We start from the raw sequence: 19543 nt of genomic DNA on the forward strand, positions 1-19543 counted from the left end.
CGAGGCGATCCGGCGTCCCGGCCTACCGCAGCGGTGAACATCGCGCTGCCGCCAGGAAGCACCCGTCGAGGCCCGCCGCCACCGGAATTGTTCATCCGCGGATCACCCGTTCGGAGGTGGCCCTTCACCGTACGGGGCAAAAGTGGGAGTCCCCGAACCCTGGAGGTTGCCTTGTCCGATCCCACCACCGTTTCGCGCCGGAGCGTGCTGCTCGGCGGCACGGCCGCCGGCGCCGTCGCGCTCTCCACGGGCGCCGCGCTGCCCGCTGCCGCGCAGCAGGGTGCCGGCTTCGCCCGCCGCGGCGAGGTGTTCACCCTCGGCGTCGCCTCCGGCGACCCGGCCCCCGACGGCGTGGTGCTGTGGACCCGGCTCGCCGCCGACCCGATCGCCGAGGACGGCATGGGCGGCATGCCGGACAAGACCTTCCCCGTGCAGTGGGAGGTCGCCGAGGACGAGCGGTTCCACCGCGTCGTCCAGCGCGGTGAGGCGCAGGCCGCCCCGAGCCTCGGCCACAGCGTGCACGTCGAGCTGACCGGGCTGCGCCCGGACCGCGAGTACTTCTACCGCTTCCGCGCCGAGGGCGCCGTCTCGCCGGTCGGCCGCACCCGGACGGCGCCGCTGCCGGGCGCGATGACCGAGCTGACCATGGCCTTCGCCTCGTGCGCGCAGTTCGAGCACGGCTTCTTCACCGCCTACCGCCACCTCGCCGAGGAGCACCCGGACCTGGTGCTGCACCTGGGCGACTACCAGTACGAGTACAAGGCCGGCGACTACGTGATCCCCGGCGGCAACATCCGAGACCACGCCGGCCCCGAGACCACGACGCTGGCCAACTACCGACAGCGGCACGCGCAGTACAAGTCGGACCCGGACCTGCAGTTCGCGCACGCGGCCGCGCCGTGGGTCGTGGTGTGGGACGACCACGAGCTCGACAACAACTGGGCCGACGAGATCCACGAGAAGCCGGAGAAGCCGCAGCCGGACTTCCTGGAGCGCCGCAAGGCCGCCTTCCAGGCGTACTACGAGAACATGCCGCTGCGCCGGGCCCAGATCCCCAAGGGGATCGACCTGCGGCTGCACCGCCGCATCGAGTGGGGCCGGCTGGCGACGTTCCACATGCTCGACACCCGCCAGTACCGCGACGACCAGGTCGGCGGTGACAAGGTGCCGACCACGGACCCGGCCCGGCTGGACCCCGCGCGCAGCCTGACCGGCGCGGAGCAGGAGCGCTGGCTGCTCACGAACCTGCGGTCGTCGCAGGCGCGCTGGGACGTGCTCGGCCAGCAGGTCATGTTCGCCGAGATCGACCTGGCCGAGGGTGACGCCGAGGGCTACAACCCCGACGCCTGGGACGGCTACGTCGGATCGCGGCAGCGCGTCATCCAGGGCTTCCAGCAGGGCAAGGTGCGCAACCCGGTCGTGCTGACCGGTGACGTGCACAAGAACTGGGCCAACGACGTGCAGAGCGACGGCCGCACGGTGGCCACCGAGCTGACCACCACGTCGATCACCAGCGGTGGCGACGGCTCGGAGTCGTTGACCGAGAAGGAGAAGGGCTACCTGCGGGACAACCCGCACGTGCGCTTCTACAGCAACCAGCGCGGCTACATCCGCACCAGGTTCACCGAGGGCGAGCTGCGCGCGGACTACCGCGTGGTGCCGTACGTGTCGAAGCCGGGCGCTCCGGTGCGCACCGCCGCCAGCTTCGTGGTCGAGGACGGCAGGCCCGGCCTCAACCCGGCGTGATCCGGGCGGAGCCGGGACCGGTCCCGGCGTGACCGCGCCGTGGGGGTCGCCGCGAGCGGCCCCCACGGCGTCGCCGTGTCAGTGCGACGCGGGCGCGAGGATCTCCACGCCTGGCGGGACGAACGCGATGTCGACCTTGTACGGTCCGCGCACCGGCTCCGGCCAGTTGATCAGCTCCCATTCGAGGCGGTGGCTGAGCATGTCGTTGCAGCGCAGGCGATGCCGTCCGACGTATTCGTGATCAACGGGATCGGCGGCTCCCCGGAAAGCCGAGGCCAGGTCCGGGAAAGCGTCGGTCACGTCCGGGAAAGCGTCGGCGGACTCGGGGAGCGCGGCGGCCACGTCCAGGAAAGCCGGCTCCGGGAACGCATCGGGCACGCCCGGGAAAGCATCTGCAAGACCCGGGAAAACGTCCGCGGGATCCGGGAAAGCCTCGGCCGCCGGAAGATCGTCACGGCCCGCCGGGAATTCGATCATTTCCCGCGCCGACAGCTCATCCCAGTCCACTCGCGGCCACTCGATCTCTTCCTGATCTTCGGACTCCGCTTCGGCACGTGCGCCGCACAGGTGCTCGACCGTCACCGTTCCGGGACCGGCGTGTGCGTGCTGCCCCTTTCCTCCGCGCAGCGGGAAAACCGCCAGGGCCACCGCGGCGGCGCAGCCGAGCAGCAGAATTCCCGCGGTGCCGCTGAGAACCGGATGCATCAGATCTTCCTTTCCGGGGCATCGCAGAGCATGCGCGCCTGCTCCATGCAGCAGGCGCAGGTCGGTGCCAGCCAGTCCACGTAGGACGGATCGGGGATCAGGACTGTTTTGCCGCACAGCGTTTCCCGTTCCTCCCCCTCGCGAGGCGGTGAGGTGGGGCGCAGCGCGTGCCGTTCGCCCGCGATGGGACGCCAGTATACGGTCGGCCGATAAGACGAGATTCCGAACACCGTTGTCTCCCAAGGCAGAACGACAGATCGAGCGGCGGCTCCGGCCGGGAGATCGGGGAGTCGCCGCCGGAGCCGCCGCCGGCGAGAACCCTATGAATGGAACGGTCCGACGCGCGAGTCCCTAAAAGGGTGATCGATTTCCTTGCACCGCCATGCCAAGGTGATCGGGAAGAATGACCGGCTTCTTGAATTCGAAGGAATTTTCATGACCGTCGCCAACCCGCCCGTCGCGCGGCTGCAGCTCGGCCAACTGCTCCGGGAACTGCGCGAGAGCGCGGGTAAGAAACGCGAGGACGCAGCGGAGGTGCTGGAGTGCCAGGCACCCAAGATCAGCAAGATCGAAACCGGCCGTTCCACCATCAGCGCCGGTGACGCGCGTCTGCTGATCGACCTCTACGGCGCCAACGGCAACACCGCGCAGACCGTCCTGGAGCTCGCCCGCGAGGCCCGCAAGCGCACCCAGGTCCGCGTCCCGGACTGGGCGCGGCGCTTCGTCGCGATGGAGAGCATCGCCGACGAGATCCGCGGCTACGAACCCGAGCTCGTGCCGGGCCTGCTGCAAACCGCGGAGTACACCCGCGCGCATGCGATGGCCACCGATCCCGGCCAGGTCGACCGGCTCATGGCGGTCCGCGAGGAGCGGCAGACGCGGATGTCCGGAGGCAACGTCCCGCTGCTGCACGTCGTGCTCAACGAGGCCGTGCTCCTGCGCCCGGTCGGAGGACCGGAGGTGATGGGCGGTCAGCTCCGCCACCTGCGCGAGCTGGTGGAGTCCCCGGAGATCACGCTCCAGGCCCTGCCGTTCCACACCGGCGCGCACGCAGGCATGGGGTCGTCGTTCGTGATGCTGCACCTGCGGGAGTCCGGCAGCACGGTGGTCTACGTCGAGGACCTCTACACCGCCGGCTACCTCGACGGCGGCTCCCACGTCGAGCGCTACGGCGCGGCCTTCGACCGGTTGCGCGAGTCGGCCCTCGACGAGGCGGAGACGACCGCGCTGCTCGAACGGCAGATCAAGGAATACGCCTAGGTCCCTCGGCACCACCGGACGAGGCGGCGGCCGCATCCGCCGCCGGTCCGGTGCCGGACCCGCCTCGACCACGTCACCTGCCTCGACACGGCGCCCGCCGATCGTGGCGGCGTGGTCCGGAGAGCCGCCGCGGGGGTGAACGCCCATGCGGCCGGGGACGCCGAGCGGGCGAATCGCCGAAACGATCACACCTTCGCGGCGGGTTGTTCGTCAGTATGGTCAAACAACAGTCCGAACTCCCCAGCAGGGAGAGCCGGTGAACCACCCGATCGGTTCGGCCGTACTCGAACGTCCCGCCGAGCCCGGCCCGGAGCGACCGGAGCGCAGGAGCGCTCCGCTGTGGCTCGCTCACTTCGTCGCGCTCACGGTCGGTTTGCTGGGGCTGGTCTGCGCTTTGTCTTTGCCGTTCGCGCCGGTGTGGTCCGACCGCACCGAGGTGCGGTGGCCGTCCGTGCACGCCGGTACGCCGGACGCGCCCGGCACCGGCACGACGCTCGACGACGGGCTGCGGTCGACCACGGCGCTGTTCGCGCCCTACCGCCCAGCCGAGTTCCACGCGGCGGTGCCGTGCGCGACGCTGCGGAGCGCGGACGGAACGGTGTTCTCGACGCTGCCGCCGGGCAGCGACCGCGAAGGCATGGTCCTCGCGGTCCGCGAAGGTGAGCCGCGGCTCCTGCTCGGGCAGCGGGAGGTGGAGCTCCCACCGCTCGCCGGCGACTGCACGCTCAACGTGAACGCCGACTCCGCGCAGTCCGTGGTCACCGTCGGCGCCTCCACCACGAGGCTGCCCGGTGTCGCGGCGCCGGAGATCTTCACCTTCAGCACCGATCTCGAACCTGTGCAGGCCGCCACGCTCTCGGTCACCGCGCGCACGTTCTCGTGGTTCGACACCACACCGACCGAGCAGAAGCGCGGCATGGTCACCGGCGCGCTGCTGATGGCCGCTCTCTCACTGCTGTTCCTGGTGGTGACCGCACCGCCGGCGATGTCGGCGCTGCGCGGGGCCGCGCGGCTCAGGACCTGGCTGCTGCTGCCGGTCGACGCCGCCGTGCTCGGGATCCTCGCTTGGTGGCTGGTCATCGGCCCGATCAGCGACGACGACGGCTTCGCGATGATGACCGTCCGCAACTTCGAACCGACCGGCGACATCGGCAACTACTACCGCTGGTTCAACGCGTCGGAGACACCGTTCACGCTGGTGCAGCACACGATGCGGTGGTTCGCCGACCACAGCCTCGCGCCGGTCTGGCTGCGGCTGCCGAGCGTGCTGGCGGGCGCGCTCACCTGGGTCGTGCTCAGCAGGGGCGTCGTCGGCCCGCTGTGCGGACCGGGCTCGCGGCTGCGGGCGCACCTGCTCGCCGCGGTGTTCTTCCTGGCCTGTTGGCTCCCATTCGACCTCGGCGTGCGTCCCGAGGCGTTCGTCGCGCTGGGCACCACCGTGCTGGTCGCGGCACTGCTGAAGGCCGAGCACTCCGCGGGCCCCTTCGCTTGGCTCGGCCTGGCCGCGGTGGCCGCCGGCCTGACCGTCGCGGTGACACCGACCGGCGTCGCGGCGCTGGTCATCGTGCTCGTGTTCTCGCCGCGCATCGGGCGGTTGGTCGTGCGGCCGGGAGCGGTACCGGCGTGGCTGGCGATTCCCGCGCGCATCGCACTGGTCGGGTGCGCCGGATCGGTCGGCCTGGTCGCGATGTTCGCCGACTCGACGTGGAACGGCGTGGCGCAGGCGACCTGGCTGCACGACGAGTTCGGCCCGAGCCTGGGCTGGTACCAGGAGTTCAACCGCTACAACGTGCTGCTCGGCACGACGCACTGGGGCGCGGCGGGCAAGCGGCTCGCGGTCTTCCTGGTGGTCACCGCGGCGCTGATCGCGGCGGGCTGCGTGCTGCGCGGGCTGCACCGCTCGACGCGGACGCCCGACGTCGCGCTGCTGCTCGGTGCGGTGGCCGCGATCTTCGCCGCGCTGTGGCTGACGCCGTCGAAGTGGACCCACCACTTCGGCTCGCTCGCCGGCCTCGGTCCTGCTCTGCTGGCGGTGACCGTCGTGATGCTGACGCGGGTGCGCGCGCCGCGGGAGGCGCGGGTGCTGGGCGTCTGCGGTGCGTCGGCGGCGTCGCTGGCGGCCGGATTGGCGTTCATGGGGCCCAATGCCTGGTACCTGTACTCCGACATCGCGATGCCGTGGTCGGACGCACCGGTCGATCCGCTGGACCAGCCGGTGCTGTGGCTCGCGGTGGGCGTGGCGTCCGGTCTGGTCGCCTACGCCGTCGTGCTCCTGTCGCGGCGCGGGGAGGCCGAGGCACGGCAGGCGTGGACCACCATGCCGTCGTCGGTGCTGGCGTTGGCGGCGCTGGCCTCGACGATCGTGCTGCTCGGCTCGTTCACGACCGCATACCGGGAGACGGGCGACCGATTCTCGGTCGCGCGCACCAACTGGCACAGCGTCACCGCCACGAGCTGCGGTGTCGAGGACGAGGTCGAGACGCTCCCGCTGGCCGCGACCCTGCGGGCGTTGCCGGGCGCACCGGAACCGGACGGCTTCGCCCTTTCCGGGTCGCCGCCGCCCGAGCCCGACCTGGACCCGGAGTCCAGGAAGGACGGCGAAGTCCAGCCGCAGGAGGACGTGCCGCCGGTGTGGGACAGCCGCGAAGGCGGACCGCAGAACACGGGCACCCTGACCACCGGGTGGTTCGAGCTGCCCGCGCTGGAGCCCGACCAGGTGCTCGCGATCTGGGTCGCGGGCCGGCCGGAGCAGGGCAACTCGCTCGCCGTCGAGTTCGGCACGCCGATCGGCGACGTGGTCCGGGAGCTGCGCGACCCGCCACCGACCGAACTGCCCTTCGACGACCCCCGCCACGGCAGGCCGGTCGACTGGCGCGACTTCCGCCCGTGGCGCGTGATGACCGTCGAGGCCCCCGCCGGTGCCCGCACCGTGCGGCTGCACGCCGAGGACCGGACGACCGACGAGCAGGGCTGGCTGGCGGTCAGCGCCCCGGTGGTCCGCGACGTCGTGCCGTTGCCCGAGGTGCTCGACGCGCAGGGGCCGACGCTGGTCGACTGGCCGATGGGGCTGCTCTTCCCGTGCCGCATCGACTACCCGCGCGTCAGCGGCGGCACCGCCGACAGCCCCGGCGTGCTGGTCGCACCGCCCGCCGGTGAGGCGTCGATGGCGTACGCCCCCGACCTCGGCGGGGTCTTCGCCGGGGTGCCGATGCAGTCGCGCCGGATCGAACTGCCGAGCAGGCTGCGCGGCGCCCCCGGCGTCCGGTGGGGCCACGTCTACGCCGTCAGCTACGACACCGAGCGCGACGTCTACGACCGGCACGTGACGAGGATCCGGATCGGCGGTGCGGACGGCGACGGCGCCTACCCCTTCGAAGAGCACTGAAGCGGTTGCGCGAGACCTTCGCCTGATCAGGTGCCGCGGCCGACCACTCTTTCGAGTGGACTGTCGCCGAGTGCCGGTGTGGCTGCTTTGCTTGGGGACACACGCTTTCATCGACCGTTCGCGGAATCGGTCGCGCGGCGGCCCTGCGGCTTTTCCTACATCCTGCGGTTCTGGAAACGCATCCGGAAGCGAGCACCTGATCGCGGGGAGCAGGCGTGGCGGATGGCAAGGGGCTGGACGTGCCGGAGCGGGGGGCGCCGGCCGAGGCGAGGGACCAGGTGGCGCCGGACGTCCGGCAACCGGCGCCGCGGGGCAGGTCCGCCCGCGTGCTGTCGGCGATCCTGGGGATCGTCGTCGGGCTCCTCGGCCTGCTCGCCGCCGTCGCGGTGCCGCTGGCGCCGGTGGTCGCCCGCGAGGTCACCGTCACCTGGCCGGAAGCCGCCGCGCCCGCGAGGTCCACCCTGGCGTTCTTCGTGCCGTACCGGCCGGTGTCGGTGGACGTCGACGTGCCGTGCCGGGTGGTGCGGTCGGGCCAGGCGCTCGGCAGGCCCGCCACGCTGGTGAGCAGCCGCCTGCCCGGCCAGCCCACGCAGGGTTTCGCGGTGACCACGGCAAATGGCACCGCGCTCGTCCTGGTCGGCGGGCGCGAGGCGCTGCGGGCGCCGATCGGCCGCGACTGCGCCATCTCGCTGCACTCCGACGCTTCCGGGAGCACCGCCCGGATCGGCGACCGCACCGCCACGCTCCCCGGGGTGCGGGTGGAGGACGTCGTCGCATTCGCCACCGACCTGCCGCCGGACGACGCGGCCGGGATGCGGGTGACCGCACGGGCCGCCAACCCGTTCGAGAACGAGCCGACCGCGGAGAAGGCACTGCTGGTGTGGGGGCAGTTCCTGCTGGCAGGCCTCGCCTTCGTGCTGCTCGCCGTGCGCACGCGCGGCATCCGCGCGGTCGGTGTCGCGGCGACCACTGCGCCGCTGCCCGTCCAGCCCGGCCCGCCGGCCACCAACGGCAACCGCGCCCGCACCAACGCCGACGGCACGGCACTCCTCGCCGGCGACGGCACGGCACTCCTCGCCGGCGACGGCACGACACACCCCAACGGCGATGGTTTCGCACCCGAGGAGACCCGGCTCGGTGCCTGGCGCCGCGCGGTGTCGGGGCTGGTGGACCTGCTCGTGGTGGGCGTGGTCGGCGGCTGGTGGGTGTTCGGCCCGAACACGCCCGACGACTCGTTCGCGAGCGTGACCATCACCAACGCGCTCAACACCGGCGACGTCGGCAACTACTACCGCTGGGAGAACGCCTCCGAGGCACCGTTCCTGCTCGCCCAGCAGCTGCTCGAACTGGTGGCCGGGTTGAGCGCGGCGCCGCTGGCCATGCGAGTGCCCAGCGTCATCGCCGCACTGCTGACCTGGCAGTTGCTCAGCCGGGGCGTCCTGAGCGCCGTCATCCCCGAGCACAGCCGCAAGCCGTCGGTTCGGGCGCTCGCCGCGCTGAGCTTCCTCGCCTGGTGGCTGCCCTTCGGCCTGGGCGTGCGGCCCGAGCCGTTCGTGGCGCTGGGAGTGGCGGCGACGCTCGCCTTCACGTTGCAGGGCGTGCGGCAGCAGCGGCTCGGCCTGCTCGGCGCCGCCGCGTTGTGGGCCGGGCTGTCGATGGCGGTGAACCCGATGGGCATCACCGCGATAGCGCCGTTCATCGTGCTCGCCGGTCGGCTGCGGCGGATGCTGCGGGTGCCGGACATGGTCCTGCTCGCAGGCATCACCTCCACCGGCCTGGTCGCGATGTTCGCCGACCAGTCGCTGGCCGGTGCTCGCGAGGCGACCCGGATGCACGGTTTCTACGGGCCGAACGTGCCGTGGTACCTGGAGATCCAGCGCTACCAGTTCCTGCTCGGCTTCGACCTCCAGGGCGACGTGGCCAGGCGCGCTCCGGTGCTGCTGACCGCGGTGGTGCTGCTGTTCACCGCGCTGCTGCTCAGCCGGGGCGCCCGCTGGCTGCCGGGTATGCGGATGGCCGGGGTCCCGGCGGGCTGCCTTGCGATCGGCCTCGCGCTGATGTGGCTGACGCCGTCGAAGTGGACCCACTACTTCGGTGCGCTCGCCGGTGTCGGTGCCGCGACGCTGACCGCGGGGGTGGTGCTGGTCGTGGTCACCGCACGGCGGCTGGCCGGGGAGCGGACCGTGGTGCTGCTCGGCTTGCTCTGCACCGGCTTGGGTGTGGTCGCCGCGGCGTTGACGTTCGCGGGCAAGAACAACTGGTTCCTGCACTCGCACTACGGCGTTCCGTGGGGCGACGGGCCCGTGAGCCCGTTGAACAACCCGCTGTTGTGGTCGCTGGGCGTCGGCGCGCTGCTGGTGGCAGCGGCGGTTTCCGGTGCCGTTCGCAGGGACCGGTTCGCCGCGCGTCGGACGCTGGTCCGGATGCCCGCCGTGCTCGGCGTGACGGCGGTCGGCACCACCGTGGCCGTCGTGCTGTACTCCTTCGCCGTCGCGCCGCTGCGCCAGAGCGGCAGCTACTCCGTCGGCGGGCAGAACCTGGCGAGCCTGACCGGGCAGAGCTGCGGGATCGTCGACCACGTCGTGGTCACGCCCGACGTGCCGGGCGGCAGGCTCCAGGTCTCCGGCGGCGACCCGGAGGCGGTGGGTTTCCGCCGCAACGGCGGATTCGCCTCGCCGCCGCCGGGCGGGACTGCGTGGAGCAGCTTCGGCGGCGGGCCGATCTCCACCGGTCAGCTGACCACCGGCTGGTTCCCGCTGCCGGCTGAGCTGCCCGACTCCCGCGAGCTGGCCGTCGACGTCGCCGGCCGCACCGGGGACGGGAACCGCATCGCCCTGGAATTCGGCACGCGCAACGGCGTCATCGGCGAACGGGTGCTCGACGACACCGCGTTCGACGGCGACGAACGGCCCGCCTACCCCGCCGACCACGTCATCGAGGACAAGCCGCAGGACAACCCGTCCTGGCGGACCCTGCACTCCGAGGTGCCCGACGGCGCGACTCGGGTCCGCATCCGGGCCGTCGACGCCACCACGGACGGCGCAGGGTGGCTCGCGGTGACCGCGCCCCGCATCCGCGAGGTCGTCCCCATGGCCCAGTACCTGCGGGGCAGGTCGCCGATCCTGGTGGACTGGTCGATGACCTGGTCCGCGCCGTGCCTGCAGGCGATGCCCGAGGTCGGTGGCGGACTCGCCGAACCGCCCGCGTACCTGGTCAACCCGCCGCACGGGCTCGGCTTCGGCGGCAGGGCCGCCTACGAGCGCGTGATCGGCGGCAGCTTCGCCGGTGTCCGGGAAGTCGGTCACCAGAAAGAGGTACCCACGCGGCTACTCGGTGTCGAAGACGCTCCCCAATATGCCGAGTGGGGCCACCTGATCGAGGTCGATTACCCGCTATCGGGCAACGGCTTCGATGTTCAGAGCGTTCCGGTTTCACGGTGGGGTTGGCGAGGGGAGTGAACATGGCCGAGGCGATCAGTCACTCTGTCCGAGTTCCGGTGCCGCAACAACAAGCCGCGGAAGAGGGCAGCCCTTCGCTGGTCTCGTACGTGCTGCCGGTCTACAACGAGGTGGAGGGCATCCGCAGGTTCCACGAAGAGCTGACCGCGGTGGTCGCGACGCGGCCGGAGTTCCGCTACGAGTTCGTCTACGTCAACGACGGTTCGGTCGACGGTTCGCTGGGAATCCTGCGCGACCTCGCGAAAAACGATTCACGGGTGCACGTCGTCGACTTCGCCCGCAACTTCGGGCACCAGATCGCGATCACCGCGGGCCTGGACCACGCGGCGGGGGACGCGGTGATCATCATGGACACCGACCTGCAGGACCCGCCGCGGGTCAGCCTGGAGCTGATCGACGCGTGGCTGTCCGGTGCCGAGATCGTCTCGGCCCGCAGGCGCACCCGGCAGGACAGCAGGTTCAAGCGGTTCACCGCGCACGGCTACTACCGGCTGCTGCGCCACTGCGCCGAGGTCGACATCCCGGTCGACACCGGCGACTTCCGGCTGCTCGACCGGCGGGCCGCCGAGGAGCTGCGCGGTTTCCGGGAACGCAGCCGCTTCATCCGCGGCATGGTCGCGTCGATGGGGTTCCAGCAGGCCGAGGTGCTCTTCGACCGCGACGAGCGCGTCGCCGGCGAGACGAAGTACCCGATGCGCAAGATGCTGCGGCTGGCGGCCGACGGCGTGACCAGCTTTTCGACGGTACCGCTGCGGCTCATAACCAGGATAGGGTTCGTCAGCCTCGCGCTGGCGCTGCTGGGCATCGTCTACGCGGTGGCGCTGCGGGTCTTCCTGCCCGAGGTGACCGTCTCCGGGTGGACGATGCTGATGGTCGCGATGCTCTTCCTGGGCGGGGTGCAGATGCTGTCGCTGGGGGTGATCGGCTCCTACGTCGGCCGCATCTACAACGAGGTCCAGCAGCGGCCGCTCTACATCGTCCGGAAAGTGATCCGGTATGACCAGGACTGACCCCGGAGCACCGGTGGTCCGCGAACGGCTGGTCAGCCGCTCGCTGGTCCTCTACGCCCTGATCGGGTGCAGCGGTGTCCTGCTCGACTACGGGCTCTTCCTGCTGCTGTTCAACCTGGCCGGCCTGCACGAGCAACTGGCCAACGCGATCAGCACCACGGCGGGGATCACCAACAACTTCGTGTTGAACGCACTGCTGAACTTCCGCAAGCGCGACCGGATCCTGGTCCGGTTCCTGCGCTTCTACGCCGTGGGCGTGGCCGGGATCGGGCTGACGTTCGTGCTGCTGCAGGTGTTCTCCGGCTTCCTCGGCGTCGACCCGAACCTGGTGAAGGCCGGATCGCTGCCGCTGGTGCTGGTCTTCCAGTACACGATCAACCGGAAGTGGAGCTTCGGATGAGGTTGGGCATCGTCGGTGCGGGTGCGACCGGGCTGACCGCGGCGTTCGACGCGGTGAAGGCCGGGCACGAGGTCACCGTGCTGGAGGCGTCGGACGAGCTGGGCGGGCTGGCCGCCTCGATCGAGGTCGGCGGCAACTCGCTGGAGCGCTTCTACCACCACAGCTTCAAGACCGACCGCGCGGTGATCGAGCTGGTGCACGAGCTGGGGCTCGGCTCGAAGCTGCGCTTCCACAAGCCCAGCATCGGCATCCACCTCGACGGCCGGATGCACGACTTCGGCACGCCGCTGGAGATGCTGCGGTTCCCGGAGTTCTCGATGCTCGACCGGGCGCGCTTCGCCGCGTCGTCGGCGGCGCTGAAGCTGGTCCGCGACGGCGAGCGGTTCAACTCCGTGCGCGCGCTGGACTGGATGCGCCGCTGGGCGGGGCCGAGGGTGACCGAGACGATCTGGGAGCCGCTGCTGACCGGCAAGTTCGGTTCGCGCGCCGGGGAGATCTCGATGGCCTGGCTGTGGGCCCGCATCCACTACCGCACCTTCGAGCTCGGTTACGTGCACGGCGGTTTCGACCAGGTGTACCGGGCGCTGCTGGAGGCGGTGACCGACCGGGGCGGCAAGGTGGAGTTCGGCAAGCCGGTCTCGTCGATCCGCCAGCCCGGCACCGAGGTCGAGGTGCGAGCCGGCGACGACGGCAGCAGCTACACCTTCGACCACCTCATCGTCACGGTGCCGCAGCCGGTCTTCGCCAAGGCTGCGGGCACCGCCTCCGACGACGTGCTCTGGCGCAACCAGTACCTCGGCGCGACCTGCTTCATCCTCGAATGCGACCGCAGCCTGATCCCGTACTACTGGCTGAACATCAACGACCCGGCCTTCCCGTTCCTGGCGGTCGTCGAGCACACCAACATGGTCGACCCGGCCGAGTACGGCGGCAGGCACGTGGTGTACGTCGGCAACTACGTGCCGCGCGACGACTGGCGGTTCACGACCGAGCCGGAGGAGCTGCTCGAGGCCTACGTTCCCTGGCTGCGCAAGCTGAACCCCGGGTTCGACCTGTCGTGGGTGCGGGACTGGCACTTCTCGAAGGCGGGTTTCGCCCAGCCGGTCGTGACCCCGCAGTACCGGGCCCTGATCCCGCCGCACCGGACGTCGATGCGCAACGTCACGCTGGCGACCATGTCGCAGATCTACCCGCAGGACCGCGGTCAGAGCTACGCGATCCAGATGGCCCACGACGTCGTGCGCAGCCTCGGACTCGACCGCCCGTAGCAACGTCGTTCAGTCTCCGCCTCCGCCTCCGCCGCCGTCGCCTCCACCGTCACCGCCGTCGCCTCCGCCGCCGTCGCTTCCGGACCTCGTCGGCACGGCGGAGGCGAGCGCGAAGCTGGTGTCCCGCATCGCCTCTGGCCGGAAGGTCACCACGCCGATCCCGCGCCGCGGGTTCATCCGCCGGGGGAAGGCCCGGTCGCTGATGCCCAGCTCGCCGTGCAGCCCGACCGCGGCCACGAGGTCGGACAGGAACAGCAGACGTGCGTCGAGCGCGCGCCGGCCGGCGGTGGGGGCGCGCAGCTCCGCGATCAGCGCGTCGCGCACCGCGGTGTCGGGGCGGTGGCGTTCCCGGGCGATGAAGCGGGTCAGTCCCGTGGCGGGTTCGACGCGAAGCAGGCCGCGGTGGGCGAGCGCGGCGCGGTGGCGGGGCAACGCGTCGTGGTGCCGTCGGACCCACTTGTAGTCCAGCGGTATCGGACCCGCTTCGCGCCGCTGCAACAGCTCGGCCAGGAGGTGGTCCGCCCACCAGAGGCCGGTGCGCTCGGCGGCGAGCAGCTCGATCACGGCGTGCTCGAACCGGAAGAAGCGCAAGCCCGGCAGGGCGGATTCCTCGAACCGGACCAGCAGCCTCCCGCGCAGAGCGAGCTCGCCCAGTTCGGCCACCGCGCAGGCGGCCGCGACCCGGGTGGACTCGCGCAGCTTCCCCGATTCGCGGTGCGCGAGCAGGAGCAACTCCTCGGGCAGCGTCAAGGCGCGCGACATGCGCCCAGCGTGCCCGGACTACTTCTGCGGCAGTACCGCTGATCGCGGTCCGGCGATCCGGACGCCGATGCGCGAGGTGTGCGTCGTGTACGCACCGTGCTGAAAACGCCACGAACGGGGGTCGCTGGTCCGTAGGCTGGCGCGATGGTCAGCGAAGCTCCGCCGCGCCATCCGCCGGCGCTGCCCGAACGGCTCCGCCGGGTGGCCGACGGCAGGCTGCGGCTGGTCCTGGTGGTGTCCGCGCCGGCGCTCGCCGGCTGCCTGGGGACGCTGGTCTCGGTGTACTCGTTCTGGGGCGACTTCGAGGTCTACCGGTGGGGCGTGCACACCTGGCTCGCGGGCGGCGACTTCATCAACACCAGGGCGCCGGTCCGCAACCCCGACCCGCTGCCGTGGGTCTACCCGCCGTTCGCGCTGCTGCCGCTGGCGCCCTTCGCCCTGGTGCCCTCGGCGGTCGGCCTCGGCATGCTCGACGCCGTCGACGTGCTGGCCCTCGGCGCGACGATCTACCTGGTCACCCGCCACGCGTGGCCCGCGGCGGGGCCGCGCGGAGCGCTGGCGGTGGCGGCGACCGGACTTCCGCTGTCGTTCGTCCTAGAGCCCGTGCACGCCTGCTTCGGCCAGGGGCAGGTCAACATCGCGCTGATGGGCCTGGTCGCGCTCGACTGCCTGGCCCGCGAGCCGCGCTGGCCGCGCGGTCTGCTGGTCGGCATCGCCGCCGCCATCAAGCTCACCCCGGCCGCGTTCCTGCTGTTATTCCTGCTGCGCAAGGACTTCCGCGCCGCTCTCAGCGCCGTGGCAACCGCGGCGCTGTGCACCGCGATCGGCTTCGCCGTCGACTTCACGGCGTCGGTCGACTACTGGTTCCGCCGCGGACCGGCCGCCGACGTCGCCGGACACGCGCTGAACAGCAACCAGTCGGTGCTGGGTGCGCTTGCGCGCTTCGACCTGCCGCCTTCCGCCCAGAACGCCGCATGGGCCGTGCTGTGCCTCGGAATCCTCGTGCTGACCGCCCGCATCCTGCCCCGGGTGAGCGCCCCGGCCGCGTTCGTCACCGTCGGGCTGTTCGCCGTGCTCGTCTCACCGACGTCCTGGTCGAACCACTGGGTGTGGGTCGTGCCCGGCCTGTTGCTGCTGGGCGGCAACGCGATCCGGCGCCGTCACGGCCTTCTGCCGGTGGCCGTGACGGCGCTGATCGCCGTCACGGCCCCGTGGCACTTCCTGCCCGGCGTCGGGGGAGCCGAGCTGTCCTGGACGCCGGTGCAGCACGTGGTCGGCAACACCTACGTGCTGACCGCCGTCGTCGCGCTGGTGTGGACCGCGCTGGTCACCAGGGCTGGTCGATGACTGCCCCGGTGCTCTGGTCGAGCGCGATGTAGCCGCCCTCGAAGTCGACCTGCGTGCGGCCGTCGCCGACCTCGTACGGGTTCGACGTCGGGTACCCCAGGTAGGACAGCTCGCGCCGAAGCTCGTGCCAGCGCTGCATGATCGCCCCGGTCACGAAGTGCGCGCCGCTGCCCGGGTGCCAGTACGCCGCGGCGGGCGGGTTGTCCTTGCCGGTGAACTCGTTCTGCCTGCCCAGGCCGTCCAGCGTCGTCAGCTCGTCGCTGCTGGGGTAGCCGAAGCCGTTCTCCCAGCCGTTGGCCGCCCACAGGTCGCGGATCGCGCCCTGGACCGAGTGCGCACCGGTCGCCTTCGTCCAGTACACCGACGCGCCCGCGCCGTCCCCGCCGACGAAGTGGTTGTAGACCCCGACGCCGTCAGGAGTTCCGGCCGTCGAGGAGGTCGGATACCCCAGGCGGCCGGCTTCCCAGCCCTTGTCCGACCAGAACTTGCGGATCGTCCCGGCCACCGTCTGCGCCCCGGTCGACGGGCTCCAGTACACCGAGGCGTCGCGGGTGAAGTGGTTGTAGCGGCCGACGCCGTCGGGGGTCGCGACCTCGTCGGTGGTCGGCACACCCAGCACGCGGTGCGCACCGGAGCGGACGAACCGCTGCGCGATGTCGCCGTGCAGCTCGTGCACCCCGGTGGCCGGGGAGTGGTACAGCCAGCCGTTCTGGAAGTGCTGGTAGGAGATGTCGCCTTCGACGTACTCGGTGTCGACCGGGTTGCCGAGCAGCTCCCGCAGCCCGGCTTCGGTCCAGTACCGGAGCTCGATCGGCGTGAACGCCTGCGGGTCGGCCTGCACCGGCGTGGCCTCGCCGGACGCGGCGGTGGCGGGCAAGGAGGATGCGAGTGAGAGCGCGGCGCACGCTGCGATCGCCGCGGCAAGCCGTTTCCTGTTCAAATCCGATCCCCTTTCATGGCCCCGAATTGGGCTGCCATGTACACGTGGTGCCGTGGTGGTCGGTTGCCCGTCGGCGAGCGCGTCCCCCGGTTCGCCCATCGCCGGACCCGTGAGTCTTCGAGCGCGCTGTGGCAACCCAGAAGGTTCAAGCGCCAGAGGTGGGCCGGGACGGCGAGACCCCACTCCCGCCGTCCCGGCCGCGTCGGTGACCGGACCGGCCGGTCACCGGGCTTCGCTGTCCGATTCGGACTGCTGAGTGCCCGCGTTGCGCTCGATGTCGGGGTAGTCGTTGTCGGCCAGCGTCGGGAACCGCTCCAGGCTCGACCGGATCTCGGTCGGAACCCGCAGGTCGTACTGGCCGACCGGATGCAGGTAGCGGATGACGAAGACGTTGCCCCACGGCGCCCGCGGCGGGCCGCCCGGCAGCTCGGCGTGCAGCCTGGTCTGCACCCACTCCCGGGTCGTGCCCACCCAGGCGCCGCCCCACTCGAGGTTGCTGATGTTGTCCAGCCACTCCGGCGGCAGGCCCTCGTCCGCGGTCAGCCGCACGACCGGGGTGTCGGTGATGCCGTCGCGGATGCCGACCTGGTCCACGCATGGCCACAGCGGCGCGTTGATGTGGTTGGCCAGCACCGCCCTGCCCCGCGTCAGCTCGGTGACCGGCCGGTCGTCGGTCAGCTTGGGCTCGGCCACCGCCAGCCACGTCCGGGCACCGGTGACCTGGTCGACCACCACCGCGCGCAGCGCGCTCGCACCGGCCGGCACCTCCACCGAGAGCTGCTGCCACTCGCGGAGCGCCGAGCGGCGCAGCTCGGGGTGCAGGGTCTCGGTGACGACCCCGGCCGGCGTCGCGAACTCGACCTCGAGGACCTGGCCGTCGAGCCGTCCCGCCACCGGGACGGTCACGTGCGGGGCGGGCTCGGCGATCGGGTACCAGCCGGTGGCCAGGCGCCCCGTGCCGGTGCTGCTGCCGTCCGGCCGCTCGTCGTGCCAGATCGTCGTCGGCTCCTCCCACGGCGAGGTCGGCAGCGGCGGTGCGGTGGTGGCGAAGTCCCCGCTCAGCTCGGCCTCACCCGGCGGACCGAGCCGTCCGGCGGGCAGTTGCACCCGCACGTCGCTGGCCAGCCCGCACCCGCCGGCCATCGCCTGCACGCCGGACCGCGCGACCGTCCAGCCCGGAGCCTGCCCGATCGGCGCGACCACGAACAGCGCCAGCATCAGCAGCACCGCGCCGAACGACGCGGCACCCAGCACCGCGCGGTCCGGACCGACGCGCACCACCTGGCCGTGGCGCCGCCGCCACCTCGCCCACAACCACGCCGCGACCGCGACCCCGACCCAGATCAGCGGATTTCGCAGGTAGAGCGGCCCGATGTGCGGTTCGAGGTTGTTGGTCATCGAGTCCAGGTTCAGGTGCTCGCCGAACCGCTGGCCCGCATCGGTGAAGGGCATCCACCGGTTGTCTCCGGCGAAGCTCAGCGAGACCGCACCCACCAGCAGCAGGACGCTGGCGCCGGTGACGACGAGTCCCGCGCGCCGGGGCAGCGGCGAGCGCAGCAGCACGGCCGCGAGCAGCACGGTCGGCGCGGCGGCGACGGCGTGGAAGTGGTTGACCCACTTGGTCGGGCTCAGCGCGATCAGCACCAGCGCCACCGAGGTCGTGATGACCGAGACCAGCGTGAGCCTGCGGATCGGGTCCCGGCCCATGCCGCCGCGCCCGCTGGCGATCGCGACCACCACGACGACCGCCAGCGTCAGCAGCACCGGCAGCCGCCGCGCCCATCCCGCGGTGTTGAGCAAAGTGTTGTAGTGCTGGAACTCCTCGTACCAGGAGAACGACAGGTAGTACCACTGGTGGACTCGGGTGGCCTCCACGACGTCGGCGAGCGTGGCGTCGGCGAAGCCCACCGGGACGACGACCGTCGCCGAAGCCGCCGCCAGCAGCACCGCGGCGACGCGCGCCGCCCACGGCTGCGCCCGCAGCCACTGGACCAGCCACGGCAGGCAGAGCAGCAGCGGAGCGACCGCGACGACGCCGGAAGGCGACGCGGTCACGGCGAGCGCCGCGCACACCGTCGCGACGGCGAGCGCGCCGATGGACTGCCGCAGCACCGCCGCCTCGGCGAACACCAGCGTGGCCGCCGCGCACATCACGATCACCGGCTCCGGCCGCAGCGTGGTGCCGTAGGGCAGGTACCAGAGCAGGTGGGCGGCCAGCAGCGCCCACGGCACCGCGCGCAGCGTCGCGGCGCGGCCGAGCAGCGTCGCCAGCAGCACCCGCAGGAACATCCACGTCACCAGGCCGCAGACGGTCGGCACCACGCGCATCCACCACAGCGACCAGCCACCGAGCTCGCCCCACACCTGCAACAGGTACTGGCTGAGCACGAAGGGGTTCTCGGTGACGTTGAACATGTAGACGAAGTTGCCCATGTAGCCGTTCTCACCGGCGTTGCGGGCCATCATCATGTACCAGCCGTCGTCCATGTTGGACGGACCGAGGAAGATCCAGGCCACCGAGACCAGCAGGACCACCGCGTCGGCCGCGCCGAACCTGGGGAACCGCATGCCGGGCCCGGTGCCGCGCCAGACCCGCCAGGCGAGCACGAGCAGCGCGAACAGGCTCAGCCCGTGCGCGATCAGCAGCACGGTCTTCAACGCGGTCGGGGTGGACTCGTAGCGGGCGTCCGGATGCAGTTGCACGGCCAGCCCGCCGGTGTCGGCGGCCTGCGTGGACAGCTCCGAAACCTGGGGCGGTAACAAGTCGGCGCGGTGCAGCAGCAGCACGCCGTCGCGGTCGATGCGGACCCCGCCCGCGTCGGCGCGCACGTGGTAGACGCAGGACGTTCGCAGCGAGTCGACGAGCACTTCCTGGCCGTCGACCCAGAACCGGGCGGTGCCCGACCGCGCGGTCACGTTCATCCCCGGTCCGTCCGCGGGGTGGGTGTTGAGTGCGGCCCCGCCGTCGGCACCGACGGAGTTGAGGGCCTGGCAGGGAATCGTCGCGTCGATGTCGAGCGGCCGGTACGGGGAGAGCGGGAGCACCGTGGAGGTGGGGGCCGAACCCGCCTTCGGCCAGTTCACCACCGGCGCGTCGGCCCGGACCGGTGAGAGCACCGCCAGCACGCCGAAGACCAGGGTGAGGCAGGCGAGGCCTGCCAGCGTCCAGTGGCGGCGGCGTATCCGGGTCTGGCCATCATCCGATGGCGGAACGGCTCCCATGCTTCATAGATCTGCGATGGGGGTGAACAGGTTTACCGTT

Annotated in this window: 13 protein-coding genes; 8 read left to right on the forward strand and 5 right to left on the reverse strand. The window is 71.6% G+C overall.

Annotated elements, in window-relative coordinates:
- The first annotated feature begins 171 nt into the window (after positions 1 to 171).
- Positions 172 to 1746 carry an alkaline phosphatase D family protein gene (locus SACE_RS00830; protein WP_009944945.1) on the forward strand — a complete coding sequence of 525 codons (1575 nt, stop codon included), beginning with the start codon at positions 172 to 174 and terminating at the stop codon, positions 1744 to 1746.
- 78 nt (positions 1747 to 1824) lie between these two features.
- Here SACE_RS00830 and SACE_RS00835 read toward each other — a convergent pair whose 3' ends face one another.
- Both SACE_RS00835 and SACE_RS40025 read right to left on the reverse strand, forming a co-directional pair.
- Positions 1825 to 2451 (reverse strand): hypothetical protein, encoded by a 627-nt coding sequence (locus tag SACE_RS00835; RefSeq protein ID WP_009944944.1) that lies wholly within the window; start codon positions 2449 to 2451, stop codon positions 1825 to 1827.
- Complete coding sequence (locus tag SACE_RS40025) at positions 2451 to 2681, reverse strand: HC3 family zinc finger protein (RefSeq protein ID WP_197537720.1); 231 nt, start codon at positions 2679 to 2681, stop codon at positions 2451 to 2453. Before SACE_RS40025 ends, SACE_RS00835 begins: the two co-directional genes overlap by 1 nt.
- Before the next feature lie 205 nt (positions 2682 to 2886).
- On the opposite strand from SACE_RS40025, the gene SACE_RS00840 reads away from it, so the two are divergent.
- From SACE_RS00840 to SACE_RS00865, 6 genes are all read left to right on the forward strand, one after another.
- A complete protein-coding gene (locus SACE_RS00840) occupies positions 2887 to 3711 on the forward strand; it encodes a helix-turn-helix domain-containing protein (RefSeq protein ID WP_009944943.1) in 825 nt (274 codons plus the stop codon).
- A 256-nt stretch (positions 3712 to 3967) separates the two neighbouring features.
- Positions 3968 to 7096, forward strand: coding sequence for an arabinosyltransferase domain-containing protein (locus SACE_RS00845; protein WP_009944941.1), 3129 nt, complete (start codon positions 3968 to 3970; stop codon positions 7094 to 7096).
- 215 nt (positions 7097 to 7311) lie between these two features.
- Positions 7312 to 10554 carry an arabinosyltransferase domain-containing protein gene (locus tag SACE_RS00850; RefSeq protein WP_009944940.1) on the forward strand — a complete coding sequence of 1081 codons (3243 nt, stop codon included), beginning with the start codon at positions 7312 to 7314 and terminating at the stop codon, positions 10552 to 10554.
- 38 nt (positions 10555 to 10592) lie between these two features.
- The gene (locus SACE_RS00855; RefSeq protein WP_009944939.1) at positions 10593 to 11564 is read left to right on the forward strand and encodes a glycosyltransferase family 2 protein; all 972 of its coding nucleotides are present in this window, start codon (positions 10593 to 10595) and stop codon (positions 11562 to 11564) included.
- Positions 11551 to 11964, forward strand: coding sequence for a GtrA family protein (locus SACE_RS00860; RefSeq protein ID WP_011872963.1), 414 nt, complete (start codon positions 11551 to 11553; stop codon positions 11962 to 11964). Before SACE_RS00855 ends, SACE_RS00860 begins: the two co-directional genes overlap by 14 nt.
- On the forward strand, positions 11961 to 13232 hold the full coding sequence (locus SACE_RS00865) for an NAD(P)/FAD-dependent oxidoreductase (protein ID WP_011872964.1): 1272 nt from the start codon (positions 11961 to 11963) through the stop codon (positions 13230 to 13232). Before SACE_RS00860 ends, SACE_RS00865 begins: the two co-directional genes overlap by 4 nt.
- A 9-nt stretch (positions 13233 to 13241) precedes the next feature.
- Here the strand turns inward: SACE_RS00865 and SACE_RS00870 are convergent, their stop codons facing one another.
- Positions 13242 to 13994, reverse strand: a complete 753-nt coding sequence (locus SACE_RS00870) for a GPP34 family phosphoprotein (protein WP_009944933.1) — start codon at positions 13992 to 13994, stop codon at positions 13242 to 13244.
- Positions 13995 to 14138: 144 nt separating this feature from the next.
- Here SACE_RS00870 and SACE_RS00875 point away from each other — a divergent pair, with 144 nt between their 5' ends.
- Entirely contained in the window at positions 14139 to 15341 is a 1203-nt protein-coding gene (locus SACE_RS00875) for a glycosyltransferase family 87 protein (protein WP_009944932.1), read from the forward strand.
- On the opposite strand, the gene SACE_RS00880 is transcribed toward SACE_RS00875, so the two are convergent.
- A complete protein-coding gene (locus SACE_RS00880; protein WP_021341240.1) occupies positions 15322 to 16218 on the reverse strand; it encodes an LGFP repeat-containing protein in 897 nt (298 codons plus the stop codon). The two genes, SACE_RS00875 and SACE_RS00880, sit on opposite strands and share 20 nt — an antisense overlap.
- A gap of 285 nt (positions 16219 to 16503) precedes the next feature.
- Positions 16504 to 19503 carry an arabinosyltransferase domain-containing protein gene (locus tag SACE_RS00885; RefSeq protein WP_009944930.1) on the reverse strand — a complete coding sequence of 1000 codons (3000 nt, stop codon included), beginning with the start codon at positions 19501 to 19503 and terminating at the stop codon, positions 16504 to 16506.
- Positions 19504 to 19543: the final 40 nt, after the last annotated feature.

The organism is Saccharopolyspora erythraea NRRL 2338 (assembly GCF_000062885.1).
GTDB classification, from domain to species: domain Bacteria; phylum Actinomycetota; class Actinomycetes; order Mycobacteriales; family Pseudonocardiaceae; genus Saccharopolyspora_D; species Saccharopolyspora_D erythraea.